General features: G+C 62.1%; 22 protein-coding genes. 14 read left to right on the forward strand and 8 right to left on the reverse strand.

The features are described from left to right. The 5 genes from NKI37_RS02145 to NKI37_RS02165 all read right to left on the reverse strand — a co-directional run bounded on the left by NKI37_RS02145 (nucleotide 1) and on the right by NKI37_RS02165 (nucleotide 5,243). Nucleotides 1-561: an RNA polymerase sigma factor gene (locus NKI37_RS02145; protein ID WP_023696454.1), complete on the reverse strand. Its 561-nt coding sequence runs from the start codon at nucleotides 559-561 to the stop codon at nucleotides 1-3. Between the two features lie 215 nt (nucleotides 562-776). Continuing rightward, nucleotides 777-1,955 carry a BaiN/RdsA family NAD(P)/FAD-dependent oxidoreductase gene (locus NKI37_RS02150; protein ID WP_023805464.1) on the reverse strand — a complete coding sequence of 393 codons (1,179 nt, stop codon included), beginning with the start codon at nucleotides 1,953-1,955 and terminating at the stop codon, nucleotides 777-779. A 95-nt stretch (nucleotides 1,956-2,050) separates the two neighbouring features. Further along, nucleotides 2,051-2,788: a dienelactone hydrolase family protein gene (locus NKI37_RS02155; protein WP_352791577.1), complete on the reverse strand. Its 738-nt coding sequence runs from the start codon at nucleotides 2,786-2,788 to the stop codon at nucleotides 2,051-2,053. 104 nt (nucleotides 2,789-2,892) lie between these two features. Further along, nucleotides 2,893-3,579, reverse strand: coding sequence for a 4Fe-4S dicluster domain-containing protein (locus NKI37_RS02160; RefSeq protein WP_352791579.1), 687 nt, complete (start codon nucleotides 3,577-3,579; stop codon nucleotides 2,893-2,895). Between the two features lie 89 nt (nucleotides 3,580-3,668). After that, nucleotides 3,669-5,243, reverse strand: a complete 1,575-nt coding sequence (locus NKI37_RS02165; protein ID WP_352791581.1) for a trimethylamine methyltransferase family protein — start codon at nucleotides 5,241-5,243, stop codon at nucleotides 3,669-3,671. A gap of 260 nt (nucleotides 5,244-5,503) precedes the next feature. Here NKI37_RS02165 and NKI37_RS02170 point away from each other — a divergent pair, with 260 nt between their 5' ends. Next, nucleotides 5,504-6,202: a cobalamin B12-binding domain-containing protein gene (locus NKI37_RS02170; RefSeq protein ID WP_023670402.1), complete on the forward strand. Its 699-nt coding sequence runs from the start codon at nucleotides 5,504-5,506 to the stop codon at nucleotides 6,200-6,202. An 89-nt stretch (nucleotides 6,203-6,291) separates the two neighbouring features. Here the strand turns inward: NKI37_RS02170 and NKI37_RS02175 are convergent, their stop codons facing one another. Continuing rightward, nucleotides 6,292-6,432 (reverse strand): entericidin A/B family lipoprotein, encoded by a 141-nt coding sequence (locus NKI37_RS02175; protein WP_023670401.1) that lies wholly within the window; start codon nucleotides 6,430-6,432, stop codon nucleotides 6,292-6,294. A 65-nt stretch (nucleotides 6,433-6,497) separates the two neighbouring features. Here NKI37_RS02175 and NKI37_RS02180 point away from each other — a divergent pair, with 65 nt between their 5' ends. Then, nucleotides 6,498-7,139 (forward strand): DUF1638 domain-containing protein, encoded by a 642-nt coding sequence (locus NKI37_RS02180; RefSeq protein ID WP_023688116.1) that lies wholly within the window; start codon nucleotides 6,498-6,500, stop codon nucleotides 7,137-7,139. 15 nt (nucleotides 7,140-7,154) lie between these two features. Here NKI37_RS02180 and NKI37_RS02185 read toward each other — a convergent pair whose 3' ends face one another. Beyond that, entirely contained in the window at nucleotides 7,155-7,685 is a 531-nt protein-coding gene (locus NKI37_RS02185) for a hypothetical protein (protein WP_352791583.1), read from the reverse strand. Between the two features lie 119 nt (nucleotides 7,686-7,804). Between NKI37_RS02185 and NKI37_RS02190 the strand changes: the two genes are divergently transcribed. The 10 genes from NKI37_RS02190 (at nucleotide 7,805) to NKI37_RS02235 (ending at nucleotide 16,173) form a co-directional block, all read left to right on the forward strand. Further along, nucleotides 7,805-8,380, forward strand: a complete 576-nt coding sequence (locus NKI37_RS02190) for a DUF4893 domain-containing protein (RefSeq protein ID WP_352791585.1) — start codon at nucleotides 7,805-7,807, stop codon at nucleotides 8,378-8,380. Between the two features lie 110 nt (nucleotides 8,381-8,490). Then, entirely contained in the window at nucleotides 8,491-9,273 is a 783-nt protein-coding gene (locus NKI37_RS02195; protein WP_352794353.1) for a formyl transferase, read from the forward strand. Nucleotides 9,274-9,461: 188 nt separating this feature from the next. Then, a complete protein-coding gene (locus tag NKI37_RS02200; protein ID WP_023670397.1) occupies nucleotides 9,462-9,764 on the forward strand; it encodes a virulence factor in 303 nt (100 codons plus the stop codon). Then, nucleotides 9,757-10,380, forward strand: a complete 624-nt coding sequence (locus tag NKI37_RS02205) for a methylenetetrahydrofolate reductase C-terminal domain-containing protein (protein ID WP_023688112.1) — start codon at nucleotides 9,757-9,759, stop codon at nucleotides 10,378-10,380. Before NKI37_RS02200 ends, NKI37_RS02205 begins: the two co-directional genes overlap by 8 nt. After that, nucleotides 10,377-11,468: a methylenetetrahydrofolate reductase gene (locus tag NKI37_RS02210; RefSeq protein ID WP_023744709.1), complete on the forward strand. Its 1,092-nt coding sequence runs from the start codon at nucleotides 10,377-10,379 to the stop codon at nucleotides 11,466-11,468. The genes NKI37_RS02205 and NKI37_RS02210 overlap by 4 nt, the downstream gene beginning before the upstream one ends. Nucleotides 11,469-11,548: 80 nt before the next feature. Then, nucleotides 11,549-12,523, forward strand: coding sequence for a methyltetrahydrofolate cobalamin methyltransferase (locus NKI37_RS02215; protein ID WP_023670394.1), 975 nt, complete (start codon nucleotides 11,549-11,551; stop codon nucleotides 12,521-12,523). Further along, nucleotides 12,474-14,603, forward strand: a complete 2,130-nt coding sequence (locus tag NKI37_RS02220) for an ASKHA domain-containing protein (RefSeq protein ID WP_032902488.1) — start codon at nucleotides 12,474-12,476, stop codon at nucleotides 14,601-14,603. Before NKI37_RS02215 ends, NKI37_RS02220 begins: the two co-directional genes overlap by 50 nt. Before the next feature lie 186 nt (nucleotides 14,604-14,789). Further along, nucleotides 14,790-14,957: a hypothetical protein gene (locus NKI37_RS02225; protein WP_196813564.1), complete on the forward strand. Its 168-nt coding sequence runs from the start codon at nucleotides 14,790-14,792 to the stop codon at nucleotides 14,955-14,957. Continuing rightward, nucleotides 14,957-15,130, forward strand: a complete 174-nt coding sequence (locus tag NKI37_RS02230; RefSeq protein ID WP_352791350.1) for a hypothetical protein — start codon at nucleotides 14,957-14,959, stop codon at nucleotides 15,128-15,130. Before NKI37_RS02225 ends, NKI37_RS02230 begins: the two co-directional genes overlap by 1 nt. A 77-nt stretch (nucleotides 15,131-15,207) precedes the next feature. Continuing rightward, the gene (locus NKI37_RS02235; RefSeq protein WP_352791352.1) at nucleotides 15,208-16,173 is read left to right on the forward strand and encodes an alpha/beta hydrolase; all 966 of its coding nucleotides are present in this window, start codon (nucleotides 15,208-15,210) and stop codon (nucleotides 16,171-16,173) included. 124 nt (nucleotides 16,174-16,297) lie between these two features. Here the strand turns inward: NKI37_RS02235 and NKI37_RS02240 are convergent, their stop codons facing one another. Beyond that, nucleotides 16,298-17,197 carry a LysR substrate-binding domain-containing protein gene (locus NKI37_RS02240; protein WP_023670389.1) on the reverse strand — a complete coding sequence of 300 codons (900 nt, stop codon included), beginning with the start codon at nucleotides 17,195-17,197 and terminating at the stop codon, nucleotides 16,298-16,300. 202 nt (nucleotides 17,198-17,399) lie between these two features. On the opposite strand from NKI37_RS02240, the gene NKI37_RS02245 reads away from it, so the two are divergent. Both NKI37_RS02245 and NKI37_RS02250 read left to right on the forward strand, forming a co-directional pair. Continuing rightward, nucleotides 17,400-17,585, forward strand: a complete 186-nt coding sequence (locus NKI37_RS02245; RefSeq protein WP_023681786.1) for a hypothetical protein — start codon at nucleotides 17,400-17,402, stop codon at nucleotides 17,583-17,585. A gap of 363 nt (nucleotides 17,586-17,948) precedes the next feature. Then, nucleotides 17,949-18,083, forward strand: coding sequence for a hypothetical protein (locus NKI37_RS02250; protein ID WP_023681787.1), 135 nt, complete (start codon nucleotides 17,949-17,951; stop codon nucleotides 18,081-18,083). The last annotated feature ends 278 nt before the right edge of the window (nucleotides 18,084-18,361 follow it).

Raw genomic sequence — 18,361 nt, forward strand, 5'->3', positions numbered from 1 at the left:
TCACACTTCCCCGGCTGAACGCATCAACGTCTTCAGCCGTTTCTTCGCTTCATGGATGTGCCAGGAAACCGTCGTCTCCGAGATTGCCATCGCCTCGGCGGCGGCCGCGTGGCTCAAACCTTCGCCATAGACCAGAAGTACTGCATCGCGCTGCTTGTCCGGCAATTGCCGCACCGCTGCCCAGAGCGCCTCAGTCGGATCTTCGGGCTCGGCCGAGGCCTCTCCCGAAATCATGCTGTAGGCGCCGAAAGCCTCGGTCTTGACGTTTTCGCGCGTGGTCTTGCGCATCATGTCGCGCGCCGCGTTCAGCGTCACGGAATAGAGCCATGTCGTGAACGCGCCGCCGCCGCGATAGTCGCGGATCGCCTTGCCGAGACGGACACAGACCTCCTGGGCGATGTCTTCGGCATCGGCCTTCTTTCCGCACCAGCGATAGGCGGCGCGATAGACGAAGTCGTAGTGCCGCTCCAGCAATTTGCCGAAGGCACCCCTGTCTCCGCCCTTCGCCCGCCCGATCAATTCGGCGTCGGAGGCTTCGCTTTCATCCAGCATCATCGCCATCATTTGCCTGTTGGACGAAGGCTAATGGCCAATCCTTGGGGTTATGGAAAGATTTTTTTCCGAGGCGACGGATGCACGCGCAACAGGTGCGCTGAGATTCAGGTGAGGCCGAGCCGAAAACGATGGATTTCGAGAACCGGAGTGGAGCGTACTTTTGGTACGCGAGCACCGGAAGCACTGAAAGCCGTCGTTTGCAGGCCGGCCTCACCTGAATATCAGCACACCTGGCCCGAGGCCCAGCCGGACGACCAAGCCCACTGAAAATTATAGCCGCCCAGCCAGCCCGTGACATCGACGACTTCGCCGATGAAAAACAGCCCCGGCACGGATTTCGCCTGCATCGTCTTCTGATCGAGCCCGTTGGTATCGACACCGCCAAGCGTCACTTCCGCCGTGCGGTAACCCTCGGAGCCGGCCGGCTTGATGCGCCAGTCGTTGACGGCGGCTTCGACGGTTTTCATTTGCAGGTCTGTCAAATCAGCGAGATTGCCATCGATCCCACTGCGCTCGGCGACTGCTTGCGCAAGGCGCTTCGGCAAATGGTTTGCAAGCACCGTCTGCACCGCTTGCCTGCCGTTGACGCGCCGGGCGGCGCGAAGCAGTTCCGCCACATCCCTCCCCGGCAGCATGGCGATGCGGATCTCGTCGCCCTCGCGCCAATAGGACGATATTTGCAGGATGGAAGGCCCGCTCAAGCCGCGATGCGTAAACAGCATCGCTTCTGAAAACCGCGTCTTGCCGCAGGCGACTTCGGCATCGACGGCATTGCCGGCCAAAGGCGCCAGCCGCTCCAGCGTTCTTGCGTCGAAGGTAAGCGGCACCAGCGCCGGCCGTGTTTCCACCACCGCAAGGCCGAATTGCGCCGCAAGCTCGTAGCCGAAACCGGACGCGCCCATTTTGGGGATCGACTTGCCCCCGCAAGCCACGACTAACGAGCTGCAAGCGACGCTGCCAGCGGAGAGCGTCAGCACAAACCCGTCCGCGGTCTTGCTGACGTTCCTCACCTCGGTCGACAACGCCAGTTCCACACCCCAATCCTGCATGTCGGAAACCAGCATGTCGATGATCAGCCGCGCCGAGCCGTCGCAAAACAGCTGTCCCAGCGTCTTCTCGTGATAGGCGATGCCGTGGCGTTCGACGAACTCGATGAAATCGCGCTGCGTGTAGCGGCTGAGCGCCGAGATGCAGAAATGCGGATTGCCCGAGATGAAATTCTTCGGGCTCGCATGGATGTTGGTGAAATTGCAGCGGCCACCGCCGGAGATGCGGATCTTCTCGCCGGGCTTTGCCGCGTGATCGAGCACCAGGACCGAGCGGCCGCGCTTGCCCGCCTCGATGGCGCACATCATTCCGGCCGCACCGGCGCCGATCACCACGACATCATAGGATTGCATCAGGCTGTTCGTTCCCGCTCGACCGGCGCTGTTTTAACAGGCCGCGCCAATCGTGCAGTCTCTACCCGTTCGTTGCGACTTCAGGCAACGCCTCGTTAGATCAGCGTCTCGGCGAACAGCGTCGTCAGTCGCTTCCAATGACGTTCGGCGCCGGCCGCGTTGAAGACGCTGTGGTCCGACACGCACCAGCCATGCGCCATGCCGGCATAGTTTTCGATGGCGTGGTCGACCTCCGCCACGCGCAGCGCCTCGACCAGCCGCGCCGACTGCTCCGGCGGAAAGCTGCGGTCCACCCCAGACGTTCCGACATAGACCCGCGCCTTGATCATTGCAGCCTTGCGGTGCGGACTGTCCGCGGCATCGCTGGCCAGATTGCCGCCATGGAAGCTTGCCGCCGCCAGGATGCGATCGGGATAGGTTGCAGCCGCATTCAAAGCCCGCGCCCCGCCCATGCAGTAACCAACGACACCGACCGGTCCGGTGACACCTTCAGCGGTAAGCGTGTCGAGGAACGCCCTGCTGTCGCGGATGGTCATGTCCTGTGTCGTGCCGTGGACCAACGCCGTCAGCGCGACCTTGGTCTCCTCGACGACGAAAGCGGTCTTGGGCTCGAACGGCCCGTAGGGTGCGTTGCGATAGAAAAGATCCGGCACCAGCACCGCATAGCCCTCACCCGCCAGCCGCTCCGCCATTGCGTCGAGCGCCGGTCGCGGACCGAAGGCGTCCATGTAGAGAATGATACCGGCCTTGACCGGGGAAACAGTCGCCGAACGGAACAATCCCGCCTTCGCCACGCCGTCTCCGGTCTCTATCTCAATGTCCTGCTTCGCCATGGCTCGCCCCATTGATTGTCGTGCGATACATATAAGCAGGCATTGGCAGGGCAAGCCGTTCCCTGACAATCCCGTTCAACACTTTGTGCAGGCGTTCAACGCCGCTACAGGCCAGCAAACGCCGTCATGTGAAAGGCCTGAACCTCAAGCGGATAGCGATGGGCCGTGCCATACGGACAAGCGTTGCGGTCGAGGCAGCCGCCGCCGCGGCATGGTTCGCCCTTCGATCCCCGCACATGCGCCAGGCAAGCCTGATGAGCGAAACCATCCGCGGAATAGGCGTCAACCGGACAGGATTTCAGGCAAGGTTTTGCCACACAGGCGTCGCAAAGGTGAATCGATGCGTGAGCTTCTGGAGCCGCGATCTCGTCTTCGAACAGCAACGCGCCGCGATAGGCATGCCAGAGCCCGTACTGCGGATGCATCAGGATGCCCAGCGGCGACGGTCTCAGCCCCTCCGCTCGCATCGCCCATTGCTGGAACGGCAGATAAGGTCTGTCCGAAGGCGAAACGGCGCGCGCGCCGAATTTCTCCGCCACCGCACCGATCACTTCGCGCGACCATGTGTCGAGCGGATTAGCAATGGTTTGCGGTTGCCGGTCGCGCCAGCGCAGGAAATGCGGCCAGGGTGCCGCTCCCGCCTGCCCGACCAACAGCACGGATTTGGCAGGGGCGGCTGAAGGGCTATGCGGCGGCGTTTCGCTTGTTGCGAAATTGAAGCCGCCGCGCAGGATGAGGCCGTCGGCGGAAAGCGCGGCCGCTATCTCGTCAGCCCGGCGCCGCGCAATCATCCCTTCTTGTCCGGGTCGGAGAAAGCGCTCCGCCAGACTTCCTTGTGGATGATGTTGGCGACTTTAGCCCCGCCTGACTCGGGCTCCTTTCAGGTGAAGGCGTCAGCCATCGACGCCTTCTTCGTTGCGATGTAGTCCTTCAACCCGTCGTCGATGCCCGGATCGAGATAAGGCGCCTCGTAGGTCTCCAGCCAGCGGCGGGCGAGTTCGTTGGCGCGCTGCGGCGCTGTCTTCTCGCCCTCGGCCAGCCACTGCTCGTAGGAATTGTTGTCCGCGATGCTGGAGCGGTAGAAGGCGGTCTGGAAATTGGCCTGGGTGTGGTCGCAGCCGAGATAGTGGCTGCCCGGGCCGACCTGGCGGATGGCGTCCATCGCCTGGCCGTTTTCCGACAGGTCGACGCCTTCGGAAAACTTTTGCGTCATGCCGAGCTGATCGATGTCCATCATGAACTTTTCGTAGCAGGAGGCCAGTCCGCCCTCGAGCCAGCCGGCTGAATGCAGCACGAAATTGGTGCCGGCAAGAATGGTCGAGTTGAGCGTGTTGGCGCTCTCATAGGCGGCCTGCGCGTCCGGAACCTTGGAGGCGCAGAGCGAGCCGCCGGTGCGGAACGGCAGATCGAGCCGGCGGGCAAGCTGTGCGGCGCCGTAGGAAACCATCGACGGCTCCGGCGTGCCGAAGGTCGGTGCGCCCGACTGCATCGAGATCGACGAGGCGAAGGTGCCGAACAGCACCGGCGCGCCGGGGCGGATCAACTGCGTGAAAGAGGCGCCGGCCAGCACCTCGGCCAGAACCTGGGTCAGCGTGCCGGCAACGGTCACCGGGCTCATCGCGCCGGCAAGGATGAACGGCGTGACGATGCAAGCCTGGTTGTGACGCGAATAAACCTTCAGCGCGCCCAGCATGGTTTCGTCGAACACCATCGGCGAATTGGCGTTGATCAGGCTGGTCAGCACGGTGTTGTTTTCGACGAACTCGTCGCCGAACACGATCTTGGCCATGGCGACGGTGTCTTCGGCCCGCTCTGGCGCCGTCACCGAACCCATGAACGGTTTGTCCGAATATTTGATGTGGCTGTAGATCATGTCGAGGTGGCGTTTGTTGACCGGCACGTCGACCGGCTCGCACACCGTGCCGCCCGAATGGTGGATCGACGGCGCCATATAGGCGAGCTTCACGAAATTCCGGAAATCCTCGATCGTCGCGTAGCGCCTGACACCGTCGAGATCGCGCACGAAGGGCGGACCATAGACCGGCGCGAAGACCGTGGCGTTGCCGCCGATCTGCACCGAACGCTCGGTGTTGCGCGCATGCTGGGTGTAGATGGACGGCGCGGTCTTCAGCAGCGAGCGGCAGAGGCCCTTGGGAAAATGCACGCGCTCGCCCTTGACGTCGGCGCCCGCCTCTTTCCAAAGCTGCAGCGCCTCGGCGTCGTCGCGAAAGATGATGCCGATCTCTTCCAGCACCGTATCGGTGTTGTTTTCGATAATCGCCAGGCCTTCCTCGTTGAGGACCTCATAGATGTTGATCTTGCGCTTGATATAGGTGAGCTGGGTGCCCGGTCCGCCGCCCGAGCGCGCCGCCCGCCTTGCAGCCGCGCCGCCGCTGGCAGCACGTCCACGTCGCGCATTGGACGCTTCCTGGTCGACTGACGCGTTTTCACTCATGATCGTTTTTCCCTAAAAACCGTTTGCGGCCGCGTATGGCGGCTTCTCGCCCGGATCGTAGCCATGCACCCTATTCGAAACGGCCCGCCAGCGCCAACGCCTGTCGCAAAATCGACAAGAATTCCAATAGATTTGCGGTCGCTTTCCTTTTGCGGGAAGTCGCAAATCAGCTATGGATACCTGCCCCCGCCGGGTTAGGTATTGACGCGATTATTTTAAGCCGCCGTGATCGCATCCGCGCGGCAAGGAGCCCGAGAAAAATGGCCGACGACGAGATCATCCTCTCCGAGCTTTCCGACGACGAGTTGGTGCAGCAGATGCACGACGATCTCTATGACGGGCTGAAGGAAGAGATCGAGGAAGGCACCAACATCCTGCTCGAGCGCGGCTGGGTGCCCTACAAGGTGCTGACCGAAGCTCTGGTCGAAGGCATGCGCATCGTCGGCGAGGACTTTCGCGACGGCATCCTGTTCGTTCCCGAGGTGCTGCTGTCGGCCAACGCCATGAAGGCCGGCATGTTCATCCTGCGCCCGCTGCTGGCCGCCACCGGCGCGCCGAAGCAGGGCAAGATGGTGATCGGCACCGTCAAGGGCGACATCCACGACATCGGCAAGAACCTCGTCGGCATGATGATGGAAGGCGCCGGCTTCGACGTCATCGATCTCGGCATCAACAATGCGGTGGAAAAATACCTCGACGCCATCGAGCAGCACCAGCCCGACATTATCGGCATGTCGGCGCTTTTGACCACGACCATGCCCTACATGAAGGTCGTCATCGACACGATGAAGGAAAAGGGCATCCGCGACGACTATGTCGTCCTGGTCGGCGGCGCGCCGCTCAACGAGGAATTCGGCAAGGCCGTCGGCGCCGATGCCTATTGCCGCGACGCGGCTGTGGCGGTCGAGACCGCGAAGGACTTCATGAAGCGCAAGCATAATATGCGCGCTTCAGCCTGATCTCTTCCGTAAGGCGTCTGGCCCACAATCGAAAGCCGCGCCTTGCAGCGCGGCTTTTTTGTTCCCAGCTATTGGAACGGATGGCTGCGTCAGGGTTTGGTGACGGTGTCGTCGACGGCTTTGGCAGTCGATTTGATATCCCGGCCGACACCACGGACGGTGTTGGCACAGGCCGTAAGCGCCAGGACGCAGGCAAGGATTGCAATCGGCGCAACGCGTAACAGTTTCATGGACGGTTTATCCCTCTCTCGATAGATTCGCCCCACAGCAACGAAGGCCGCTTCGACCGGGTTCCATGGCCAGAATGCAAAAAACGAAACCGAATCAGGACGACAGGCTGCTGGTCATCGCCTGTGGAATGATTGCGCGCGAAGTTTTGGCCGTCAAGGAGCAGCTCAAGCTCGACCATCTCGACCTGACCTGCCTGCCGGCGGAGTTCCATTTCTACCCCGACCGCATCGCACCGGCGATGGACAAGGCGATCGAAAAGGCCAAGGCGGAAGGCTATAGCAACATCTTCGTTGGCTATGCCGATTGCGGTACCGGCGGCATGCTCGACCGGGTCCTGGAGAAGCACGGCGTCGAGCGCATGGCCGGGCCGCACTGCTTTGCCTTCTACCAGGGCATGGACGCCTATGCGAAGGTCGCCGACGACGACATGATGTCGTTCTACATGACCGATTTCCTGTGCCGCCAGTTCGACGCCTTCTTCATGAAGCCGCTCGGCCTCGACAAGCACCCGGAGCTGATCAAGGACTATTTCGGCAACTACCAAAAGCTGATCTACATCGCCCAGACCGACGATCCGGAACTCGACAAGGTCGCCGAGAAGGCCGCGAAGATGCTTGGCCTCGCCTATGAGCGCCGCTCGACCGGCTATGGCGACCTGACGACTGAATTGGCGCGGGTGGCGGCACATCCAGAAGAAGTGCGTTAGGCGCCCGACTTCGGATTATTTGCTCTCCGGTTGCGGATCCGACACGAAATCGACAACGCGGCCGTTGTCTAACCGGATCGGCCCTCTTGCAGTTGGATCCTTGCGCAAAGCCTCTGCAAGCAGAGCGTCGACTGTGTCGAGATTGACCTGCAGAATTTTGCGGTCGCCCAGTTCCCAGTACTCGCCTTCATCGAAGACGTCGAACTTGTCGAAAAAAGGAGCAACTTTGCGAAGCAACTCGATGATCTCGATATGCGCCTCCGACCCCGCAAACTGGGTCTTGCAATATTGCTGCATGAAGAGGTCCCTGTCGAACTCGAACCTTAGGCGATCCGACTTGGGATGCGGCAGGCATTCTATCCCCATGACCGGGCCGATATAGTCAACGCTGCGTTCGTCGATGACCCGGTTGAGAACCATTTCGGCCTCGTCTATCGGCCGAAATCGCCAGTCTCGAGCGATGGCAAGCGCTTCAACTTCCTGCAACAGCGCAAGATATTGTTCCTCTCCGCGCAGTTGTCCCTCAAAATGGATTGTAACCCCCACGCGCACCTCCCGCGGAACATACCGCTGTTAAGCACGGATGACAGGCCGCCGCGAATGGGTAAGTTGTGCGCTGGAAGATAGAATCGGCTGCTCCAGCCGCGCCAACATGGATACCACCGATGACCGCTCGCGTCCTGCTCGCCGCCGTTTGCCTGCTCTGTTTCGCCCTGCCCGCTCGCGGCGACGGCGAGGTGCAGAAGATCATCACGCCTGCCGACAAGGTTCGCCTCGACAAATATGGCGAGACCCGCAAGGCGGCGCTGGCCGAGGCAAAAGCGGGAGACCCGGCTGAGGTCAGCCAACTCGACGCGCTGCTGGCAAAGCCGATAGTGGCCTTTTCCGACAAGGACCTGAGCGGCAACTGGCAATGCCGAACCATCAAGGTGGGCCTGACCGGCCCGCTGGTCATCTATGGCTGGTTCAAGTGCAAGGTCACGGACGATGGCTCCGGCTGGCAGCTGGAAAAGGTCAGCGGCTCGCAACGCACCAAGGGCCGTTTCTTCGACGATGGCGAAAAACGCGCGATCTATCTCGGCTCCGGCTATGTCAATGACAACAAGCCAAAACCCTATGGCAGCGGCCCGGAAAGCGACCAGGTCGGCTATGCCTTCCGCACCAGCGCCAATGAATGGCGCATCGAATTCCCGGCGCCCTACTACGAATCGAAACTCGACATCATCGAGTTCAAGCGCTGATCCGTTGGTCTCTCGCTGGCCGGGCGGTCATCAAGATTTAACCTCGCCCGGCACAGAATTGAGCCGGGCAGCGCACGGCAAATGGTTGCGCGCCGGCAAGAAAGCGCGCCATGGCCTCAGCGGTTGAAAAAAGTGCTGCGATCGTCATCGTCACCGAAGGCGGGCCGCACATCTGGGCAATCGTCAACGCCATCGCCGACCAGTTCGGTCCTGTCAGCGTCATCCTCGAAAGCCCTGAATCCAAAAAACAATTGCTGCTCGGCCGGGTGCGCCGCCAGGGCTTGTTTTCGGCCATCGGTCAACTCGGCACGATGGTGTTGACGAGGCTCGGCAAGCGCTTCTTCGCTGGCCACGCAGAGCGGCTCATCGCCGATCAGAAGCTTGAGACCGAGCCGAAGCCGGGACAAAAGATCATCCACGTCTCCTCCGCCAACGCAGCCGATTGCCTGCAGGCGATCGCCGACATCCGCCCGGGCGTGGTGCTGCTCGCCGGCTGCCGGCTCTTGTCCCGGCAGACGCTGGCGCAAATGCCCTGCCCGGTGCTCAACTACCACGCCGGCATCGCGCCCAAATACCGCGGCATGAATGGCGGCTACTGGGCGCTGGCCTCCGGCGATCTCCAGAATTTCGGCACCACCGTGCATCTGGTCGACGCCGGCGGCGACACCGGCGGCGTGTTGAAACAGGCGCGCGGCAAGCCGGAGCCCGGCGACACTATTTCGAGCTATGCGTTGCGCCAGGCGGCGTTCTCGCGTGACATCTGCGTCGAGGCGGTCCGCGGTGCCTTGGACGGCAAGCTTGTCACGATCGACCCCGGCCTGCCGTCGAAACAATGGTACCATCCGACGATCTGGTTCTATCTCTGGACCGGCCTGACCAAGCGGGTTTGGTAGCCAGCCTTCCCTCGGAATCTCGCCTTTCTTTTTGCGACGTCCAATAGCGTCGCTTTTGAATGCGCGCGCGTCGTCCCATAACAAGCAGCCCCACTGCGCATCCGGCAATGCTCGCACCTGCTGGAGAAAGTGGTGGAGCGTCGTTTCCCTCATGGACGCACGGCGCTCTACAGGGAGTGAGAGAATTCATGGCCGATCTGATTGTCGTCTATTGGCGCGACATCCCCGCCCAGGTCATCGTCAAGAAGGGCCGGCAGAACGCCAAGCGCGAACTGCCGCTGCGCTTCACCGAGGCGATCGACATGTGCGCCATGCGCACCGGCGCCGGCGGCACCGACGATTACCTCGCCGAATGGCGCAAGGCCGATCCGATCCCCGTCGGCGACGACCTCGAAGCCGAGGTCGAGAAGGCATTCAGCGACATCGACGCGAAATACGACCGCGAGCGGCTGGTCGCTCTGGTCAAGGCGGGCGGGAAAGAAAATGTCTGAAACCACTCCTGCCAAAGAGGGGCCAAGGGTTACCCAGCCGGTTACCCAGGCCACTCAGGTCAAGAAAGCAGCGCCGAAATCCGACTACAAGCCGGCCGACGTGTCGCCGCAGCGGCGCGTGCAGCGGTCGTTTGCCATCAGGCTGTGGTCCATTCGGCACTCGCGATTGCTCGAATGGTTCTACTCCAGGTTCGCCGACATGTTCCTGCTTCTTCATCCGCTTTGGAAAGGCCTCGGCTATGGGCGCGTCGAGGCGCCGATCAAGTTTGTCGAAAGGCGCGTCAAGGGCTTCATGTTCGACTGCCGCATGTGCGGCCAGTGCATCCTGTCCTCGACCGGCATGTCGTGCCCGATGAACTGCCCCAAGCAGCTGCGCAACGGCCCTTGCGGCGGTGTGCGCGCCAACGGCAATTGCGAGGTCGAGCCCGATATGCCTTGCGTCTGGGTTAAGGCCTGGGAAGGCTCGCGGAACATGGAGCATGGCGACAGGATCCTGACCGTGCAGAAGCCGGTCGACCAGTCGCTGCGCGAAACCTCGGCCTGGCTGCGGGTGACGGCGCAGTCGGCAGCGGCCCGTGAAGCAGCGGCCAAAGCCAACACTGGAGCGGCCGCGTGATCGGCCGCCAGCGCGATGAAAACCCGGCCGGCATCCATCTGCCGCTCGATCCCCTGCCCGGCCACTCCTCACGTGGCCGACTGGAGCGTGTGCTGCGGCGCGGCGAATTCGCGGTTACCACCGAGCTCAACCCGCCCGACAGCGCCGATCCCGAAGACGTCTATAACCGCGCGAAAATCTTCGACGGCTGGGTCGACGCCATCAATGCCGTCGATGCCTCCGGCGCCAACTGCCACATGTCCTCGGTCGGCATCTGCGCGCTTTTGACCCGCATGGGCTATGCCCCGATCATGCAGATTGCCTGCCGTGACAGGAACCGGATCGCCATCCAGGGCGACGTGCTGGGCGGTGCGGCGATGGGCGTCGCCAACATGCTGTGCCTCACCGGCGACGGCGTCCAGGCCGGCGACCAGCCCGGCGCCAAGCCTGTCTTCGACCTCGATTCCATGTCGTTGCTGGAAACCTGCCGCATCATGCGCGACAACGGCAAGTTCCTGTCCGGCCGCAAGTTGACGACGCCGCCGCAAATTTTCCTCGGCGCCGCCGTCAACCCCTTCGCGCCACCCTTCGATTTCCGCCCGATCCATCTCGGCAAGAAGATCGCCGCCGGCGCGCAGTTCGTGCAGACGCAGTATTGCTTCGACGTGCCGATGTTCAGAACCTTCATGCAGAGGGCGCGGGACTTGGGGCATACGGAAAAAGTTTTCATCCTGTGCGGCGTCGGCCCGCTGGCTTCGGCCAAGACGGCCAAATGGATCCGCTCCAACGTGCCGGGCATTCATATTCCCGATACCATCATCAAGCGGCTGGAAGGCGCGCAGGACCAGAAGAAGGAAGGCAAGCAGCTCTGCACCGACATCATCAACGAGGTGAAGGAAATTCCTGGTGTCTCCGGCATCCATGTGATGGCCTACCGCCAGGAGGAATATGTCGCCGAGATCGTCGATGAATCGGGTGTGCTGAAAGGCCGCCAGCCATGGAAACGTGAGATCCGCCACGACGATCAGATGGTCGCCGACCGGCTCGAGAGCATACTGCACGACGACATTACCGAAACGCAGGTGGATATGGTGAAGACCGCGCACTGACAGCGCGGACGGCCAGCCATTTGCTTGAATGAAACCAGACAACGATATAAAGAAATCTTTATATCAGGCGGAGAGACTTCATGACCCGGACCATCGTCGCCTCGGCGACACGAGAGATCATCATCGGCTTCGACCAGCCTTTCTGCGTCATCGGCGAGCGCATCAACCCGACCGGCCGCAAGAAGCTGGCCGCCGAGATGATCGCCGGCAATTTCGAGACCGTCATCAAGGATGCGCTGGAACAGGCCGCCTGCGGCGCCACCATGCTCGACGTCAATGCCGGCGTCACCTCCGTTAATCCGAACGAAACCGAACCCGGCCTGCTGGTGCAGACGCTGGAGATCGTCCAGGGCCTGGTCGACCTGCCGCTGTCGATCGACTCGTCGGTCACCGCCGCCATCGAGGCAGCGCTCAAGGTCGCCAAGGGCCGCCCGCTGGTCAACTCCGTGACCGGCGAAGAGGAAAAGCTCGAAGCCATCCTGCCGCTGGTCAAGAAGTACAACGTTCCAGTCGTCGCGATCTCCAACGACGAGACCGGCATTTCGATGGATCCGGATGTGCGCTTCGCCGTCGCCAAGAAGATCGTGCAGCGCTGCGCCGATTTCGGCATTCCGGCGCATGACGTCGTCGTTGACCCGCTGGTGATGCCGATCGGCGCGCTCGGCGATGCCGGCCGCCAGGTCTTCGCGTTGCTGCGCCGTCTGCGCGAAGAGCTCAAGGTCAACACCACTTGCGGCCTGTCCAACATTTCGTTCGGCCTGCCGCACCGCCACGGCATCAACGCCGCCTTCATCCCGATGGTGATCGGCGCCGGTATGACGAGCGCTATCATGAACCCGGTGCGCCCGCAGGAAATGGAAGCCGTGCGCGGCGCCAACGTGCTCAACGGCACCGACGAGAACTGCACCAACTGGATCCGCACCTACAAGGATTACAAACCGGCCGAAGGCGGCCAGGCGGTCGCAGCGCCCACCGCCGTTAACGCTCCGGGCGAAGGCGGCGGCAATGGCGGGCGCCGTCGCGGCGGCCGTGAAGCCCGCATGGCCAGGGGATAAGCGCGCAATCGTGAACTCGCCTGCAAACATTACTGATCCGCTCGTGCTGTTCATGCCGTCAGGCAAGCGCGGGCGGTTTCCCGTCGGCACACCGGTGCTCGATGCCGCACGTCAGCTCGGCGTCTATGTCGAGAGCGTCTGCGGTGGCCGCGCCACCTGCGGTCGCTGCCAGATCGAAGTGCAGGAAGGCAATTTCGCCAAGCACAAGATCGTCTCGTCCAACGACCACATCTCGCCCAAGGGCGCCAAGGAAGAGCGCTATGAGCGCGTCCGCGGCCTGCCCGAGCGGCGCCGCCTGTCCTGCTCGGCGCAGATTCTCGGCGACCTCGTCATCGACGTGCCGCAGGACACGGTCATCAACGCCCAGACCATCCGCAAGGATGCCGACACGCGCGTCATCGCCCGCGATGCGGCGATCCGCATGTGCTATGTCGAGATCGAAGAGCCCGACATGCACAAGCCGCTGGGCGATCTCGACCGCCTCAAGATCGCCTTGATGAAGGATTGGGGCTTTAAAAACCTCGAATTCGACTTCTACCTGATGCCGCAGGTGCAAGGCATACTGCGCAAGGGTAACTGGACCGCGACCGCGGCCATCCACAAGGATGCCGAAAGCGACATCGCCCGCGTCATAGCACTCTGGCCCGGCCTCAAGAACGAGGCCTATGGACTGGCCTGCGACATCGGCTCGACCACCATCGCCATGCATCTGGTATCGTTGCTGTCGGGCCGCGTCGCCGCTTCGTCGGGCACCTCCAACCCGCAGATCCGCTTCGGCGAGGATCTGATGAGCCGTGTCTCCTATGTGATGATGAACCCGGACGGCCGCGAAGGCATGACGGTCGCCGTGCGCGAGGCGATCTCGGGCCTGGTCGACAAGGTCTGCGCGGAAGGTAATGTCCAGCGCAACGACATCCTGGATTCCGTCTTTGTCGGCAATCCGATCATGCACCATCTGTTCCTCGGCATCGATCCGACCGAACTCGGCGGCGCGCCCTTCGCGCTCGCCGTCTCGGGCGCGGTGCGCATCAAGGCCTCCGATATCGGCCTGAAACTCAACCAGGGCGCCCGCCTCTATATGCTGCCTTGCATTGCCGGCCATGTCGGCGCCGATGCGGCGGCCGTGACGCTGTCGGAAGGCCCGCATCGCCAGGACGAGATGATGCTGATCGTCGACGTCGGCACCAATGCCGAGATCGTGCTTGGCAACCGCAAGCGGGTTGTCGCAGCCTCCTCGCCCACCGGTCCCGCCTTCGAGGGCGCGGAAATCTCCGGCGGCCAGCGCGCTGCCCCCGGCGCCATCGAACGCGTGCGCATCGACCCCGATACGCTGGAGCCGAAATACCGCGTCATCGGCTCTGAACTCTGGTCCGACGATCCCGGCTTCCTCGACAGCGTGCAGGCGACCGGCGTCACCGGCATTTGCGGCTCCGGCATCATCGAGATCGTGGCCGAAATGTACCTCGCCGGCATCATCTCCGAGGATGGAGTGATCGACGGGTCGCTGGCCGAGCGGTCGCCGCGCGTCACGGTCAACGGCCGCACCTTCTCTTATGTCTTGAAGGAAGGCGAACCCAAGATCACCATCACCCAGACCGACGTGCGCGCCATCCAGCTTGCCAAGGCGGCGCTCTATGCCGGCACCAAGCTTCTGATGGAAAAGCAGAACACCGAACACGTCGACCGCATCCATTTCGCCGGCGCCTTCGGCTCGTTCATCGATCCGAAATACGCCATGGTGCTTGGGCTGATCCCGGATTGCGACCTCGACAAGGTCTCGGCCGTCGGCAACGCCGCCGGTGCCGGCGCGCGGATGGCGCTGCTCAACCGCGGCTATCGCCGCGAGATCGAGGACACGGTCAGCCACATCGAGAAGATCGAGACCGCACTGGAGCCGAAATTCCAGGAGCATTTCGTCTACGCCATGGCGCTTCCCAACAAGGTCGATCCGTTCCCGAAACTGTCGGCGGCGGTGAAATTGCCGCCACGCAAGACCGTCAGCGAGGATGGCGTCGCCGGCGACGCCGCCCCGCGCCGGCGTTCGCGCGAAGGCCATGCCGCCAGGCGCAGCCGGGAATAAGCCGCCTTACGAAGGCCGCCAATTCGCCCAATTTCATTTGTATGCAAATGTTTCCAGATCGCACCGATCTGGAAACCGAAACGCTGTTTTGGCGCAATCCGTCCGATACAGACGTGAAGCATTTAACGGACATCGAATGGCGGACCGGACTATTCCGCCGCCACAACGCTCCAAAGGAGAATAGAGATGTTCGAGACCCTGGGCCGTTTTCGTGCGGCCATGAAGAATGCACAGGCCGTGCGCGCCATGAACAACCTGCCACCCGAAATCCAGAAGGACATCGGCTGGCCCGTGTCGCCGCGCATCGACGCCCAGACCAACCTGTCGCGTCTGATCCTGGGCTCGGGCCGCTGATGACCTTCGCCGACAAGTGCAAATTGCTGACCAAGCGCCAGGGCCGCCGCATGGTCCCGGCTGCGACCGACATCAAGCTGCGCGCCGCGCTGCTGCCCGGCGCTGAGCCGCGCTGCGCAAAACAGCGGACCTGGCTGATCAAACAACCGTGTTGGCTTGGGCCAGAATCTTGACATTTCGGCTGGAGGTACGATCTTCGAGACAGTGGGGGAATTCTCTTAGTCGGCTGCGGCCGAGCTTGTGTACGCGAATGCCCAGTTTCAAAAGCCACCTCGTTTCCTTCATCCTCCGGCACAGCCGCAAGAAGGCATTTGCCAGCCCGGAAAACCTGCAGCGCTGGATCGCCTATGCCCGCAAGACCGAGGATCATCATCCCCCGGCATTGCTGCGGGAGCAGCTCGATATCACCGAGCGCAGCGTCGATGGCTTCCCTGTCTACGAGATCGCGCCGAAGGCCGGCGAACGCAGGCGCATCCTCTACATGCATGGCGGCGCCTATGTCTTCCAGATCACATCCTATCATTGGGGGTTGATCGCCGAGGTGGCCGAGCGCTTGGGTTTCGGCATCACCGTGCCGATCTATCCCATCGCGCCGGAGCATGATTTCCACGCCATGTTCGGCATGGTCGGCGACGTCTACCGGCAGATGCTGGATGAGACCGACGCTGAAGACATCGTCTTCATGGGCGATTCCGCGGGCGGCAACATGGCCGTCGTGCTGACCATGATGGCGGCTGAGGAAGGCCTGCCCTTGCCGTCGCGCCACGTGCTGATTTCACCCGGCCTCGACATGTCGCTGTCCAACCCCGAAATGTTCGAGGCGGAACGCAACGATCCGTGGCTCGGCATTTCCGGCGGGCTGGAAGCGATCCGCATGTACAGTGCCGGCATCGATCGCAGGGACTGGCATATCAGTCCGCTCTATGGCGACCTCTCGGTGCTGCCGCAGACCCTGCTTCTGACCGGCTCGCACGACCTGCTCAGCCCCGACAATCTGATCTTCGCCAAAAAGGCACGCGCTGCCGGCGTCGATATCGACGTCGTCTATGAGGAAGGCATGTTCCACGTCTGGCCGCTGATCGAGATGCCGGAGGCGCGTCGCGCCAGGGACAGCATCGTCGCCTTCCTTGAAGGTGAGCCCACCAAGCGGCGCGCAACTGCGCGGCGCACGGCGCGACCCGCTCTCGCGGCGCGCCCCGCCCAAGCAGCGGAATAGCAGAGCAATTCCAGGAAAAGTGTAAAACGGTTTTCCCGGGAAAGCGTGTAGCGCTTTCCCTTGGGAATTGAGTCAAAACAAGGAGTTAGAGCGGCTCGCCGTTTCCGTGAAACGGTGAACCGCTCTAGAACTTGCCGGTTTCGCGGAAAAGCTCGAACGTCGCACGGATATGGTCGGCGACGGCCTTGACCGGCGCGCTGGCATCCGGCGACACCACCATCGCCAGATTGTAGGTGCCGATATCGGGCATGCCGTCCTTCGGGCAAAGCTCGACCATGTCGTTGCCCAGGAACGACTTCGGCAACGGTGCAACCGCGAGATCCGACATGATGGCGGCGCGCTGGCCTGCCGTGTGGGCGCTCATATAGGCGATGCGGTAATTGCGGCCTTCACGGCTCAGCGCATCGAGCGCGCCGGCCCGCCAGGCGCAGCCCTCTTCCCACAGCGACACCGGCAAAGGCTCGCGCAGATGCGCGCTGCCGCCCTTGGCGCCGGCCCAGACGATCGGCTCGGTGAGCAGCACCTCGGCGCCGAGTGCGCTGGTCTTGTAGGAATTGGTCAGCAGCGTGATGTCGAGCGCCCGGTCGTCCATGCGGCGGCGCAGATTGCTGCTCTGGTCGATGGTGACGTCGACGGCAATCGACGGATGCGACTGCGCGAAACGCTTCAGCACATGCGGCAACACGCGCTCGCCATAGTCGTCCGGCGAGCCGAGCCGCACCACGCCGACGATCTCGGGGATGATGAACTTCGACACCACCTCGCGGTTGATCGACAACAGCCGGCGGGCATAACCGAGCAGCATCTCGCCATCCGTGGTCAGCGTCACCGAGCGCGCATCCCGCGCGAAAACAGAGCGCCCGAGAATGTCCTCGAGCTTCTTGATCTGCATGGAGACCGCCGACGGCGTGCGGAACACCGCATTGGCCGCCGTGGTGAAACTGCCGGTCTCTGCAATGGCCACGAAGGTGCGCAAAACGTCGAGATCGAGCAGCGGCAGCGGATGATTGAGTGGGGCGTTCATCGGGATCGACCTTCAATTTTTCTGATGTGAAGCATCATTCCATTTCGTTTGATTGAACATCAGATTGGGAGGATAGTCAACTCCATCGAAGGCAGGACGTGCCATGGCTCCAACGCTCCTGACACGGAATTGCACTCGATGCGGAATATCCAGGCGACGGAACGCGTTCATGCGGGACGTGCCACAACCAAAGGAGAATGAAATGTCTATCCTGTCATCCATCGGTCGGCTTGCGACCGAATTGAGCGCGGCCCGCGCCCGCTTCCAGACCGAACGTGCGATCCGCTCGCTGCCGATCGAACTGCAGAAGGATATCGGCTGGCCTGAAGCTGCCGACACCAAGACCGGTGCACGCCACGGCGTCGGATCCTGGGCTGGAGCAAAGTAAACCATTGTGTACCTTGTGCTGAAGGCCTGCCGCGCAGACCAGCCCGGCAGGCCTTCTCTATTGGCCCTGCAGGCTTTCTCCAACTTATTTGCACTCAAATGATTTTCAGAGCCGTGTCGCCGCTGCATGGCGCATATGCGTCACTTGCATGGCGCCTCAATGTCGCCGGTAACACACTGTAAGTAATCGTAAATTTTGGGCAGCATGCCCAATAATGTCGCAAACGATGTCGCATTTCCATTCAAGCGCTTCGCATTTGCGATTTAGTTTCTGCTCACGCAGGCCTATATCACCGTCAGCAAACGAGCTGCCCCACTCCATCAAGCGAAGGCGACCCGTCTGAGCAACCGATAGGAGATGATGATGAAGCTTTTTGCCCGCCTCTTTGCCCGCCGCGAAATGAACCTGACGACCGCTCTCGAGCGCCAGCGCCTTGCCAATACCATGCCCGGCCAGACCGGTGCCATGAATGCGGTGCGCCTCGGTTTCGTTGCCTGAGATAACGGCTAGCGCTCAGCGCTTCCCTGCCGCTGCCGATAGTCGATAACAGCGCCGCTTCGGCTTGACCGAAGCGGCGTTTCTCATTTTTGGCACCTATGCCGCCGCCACCATGCCCAATCCGTCGGCAGCCCGTGCCTGTCATCCCGGACGATTGCTCATTTGCGACCCATGTCGCAAATATAGTTTCCGCTTAGCCCCCTAGCCGATTGACAGGAATGGTTTTTCCTGATGTCGCTGTGCTGTTCGCGACATCCTGTTCGCGCCATGGCCGCGTG

Source organism: Mesorhizobium sp. M0626, from assembly GCF_040320665.1.
GTDB lineage: Bacteria > Pseudomonadota > Alphaproteobacteria > Rhizobiales > Rhizobiaceae > Mesorhizobium.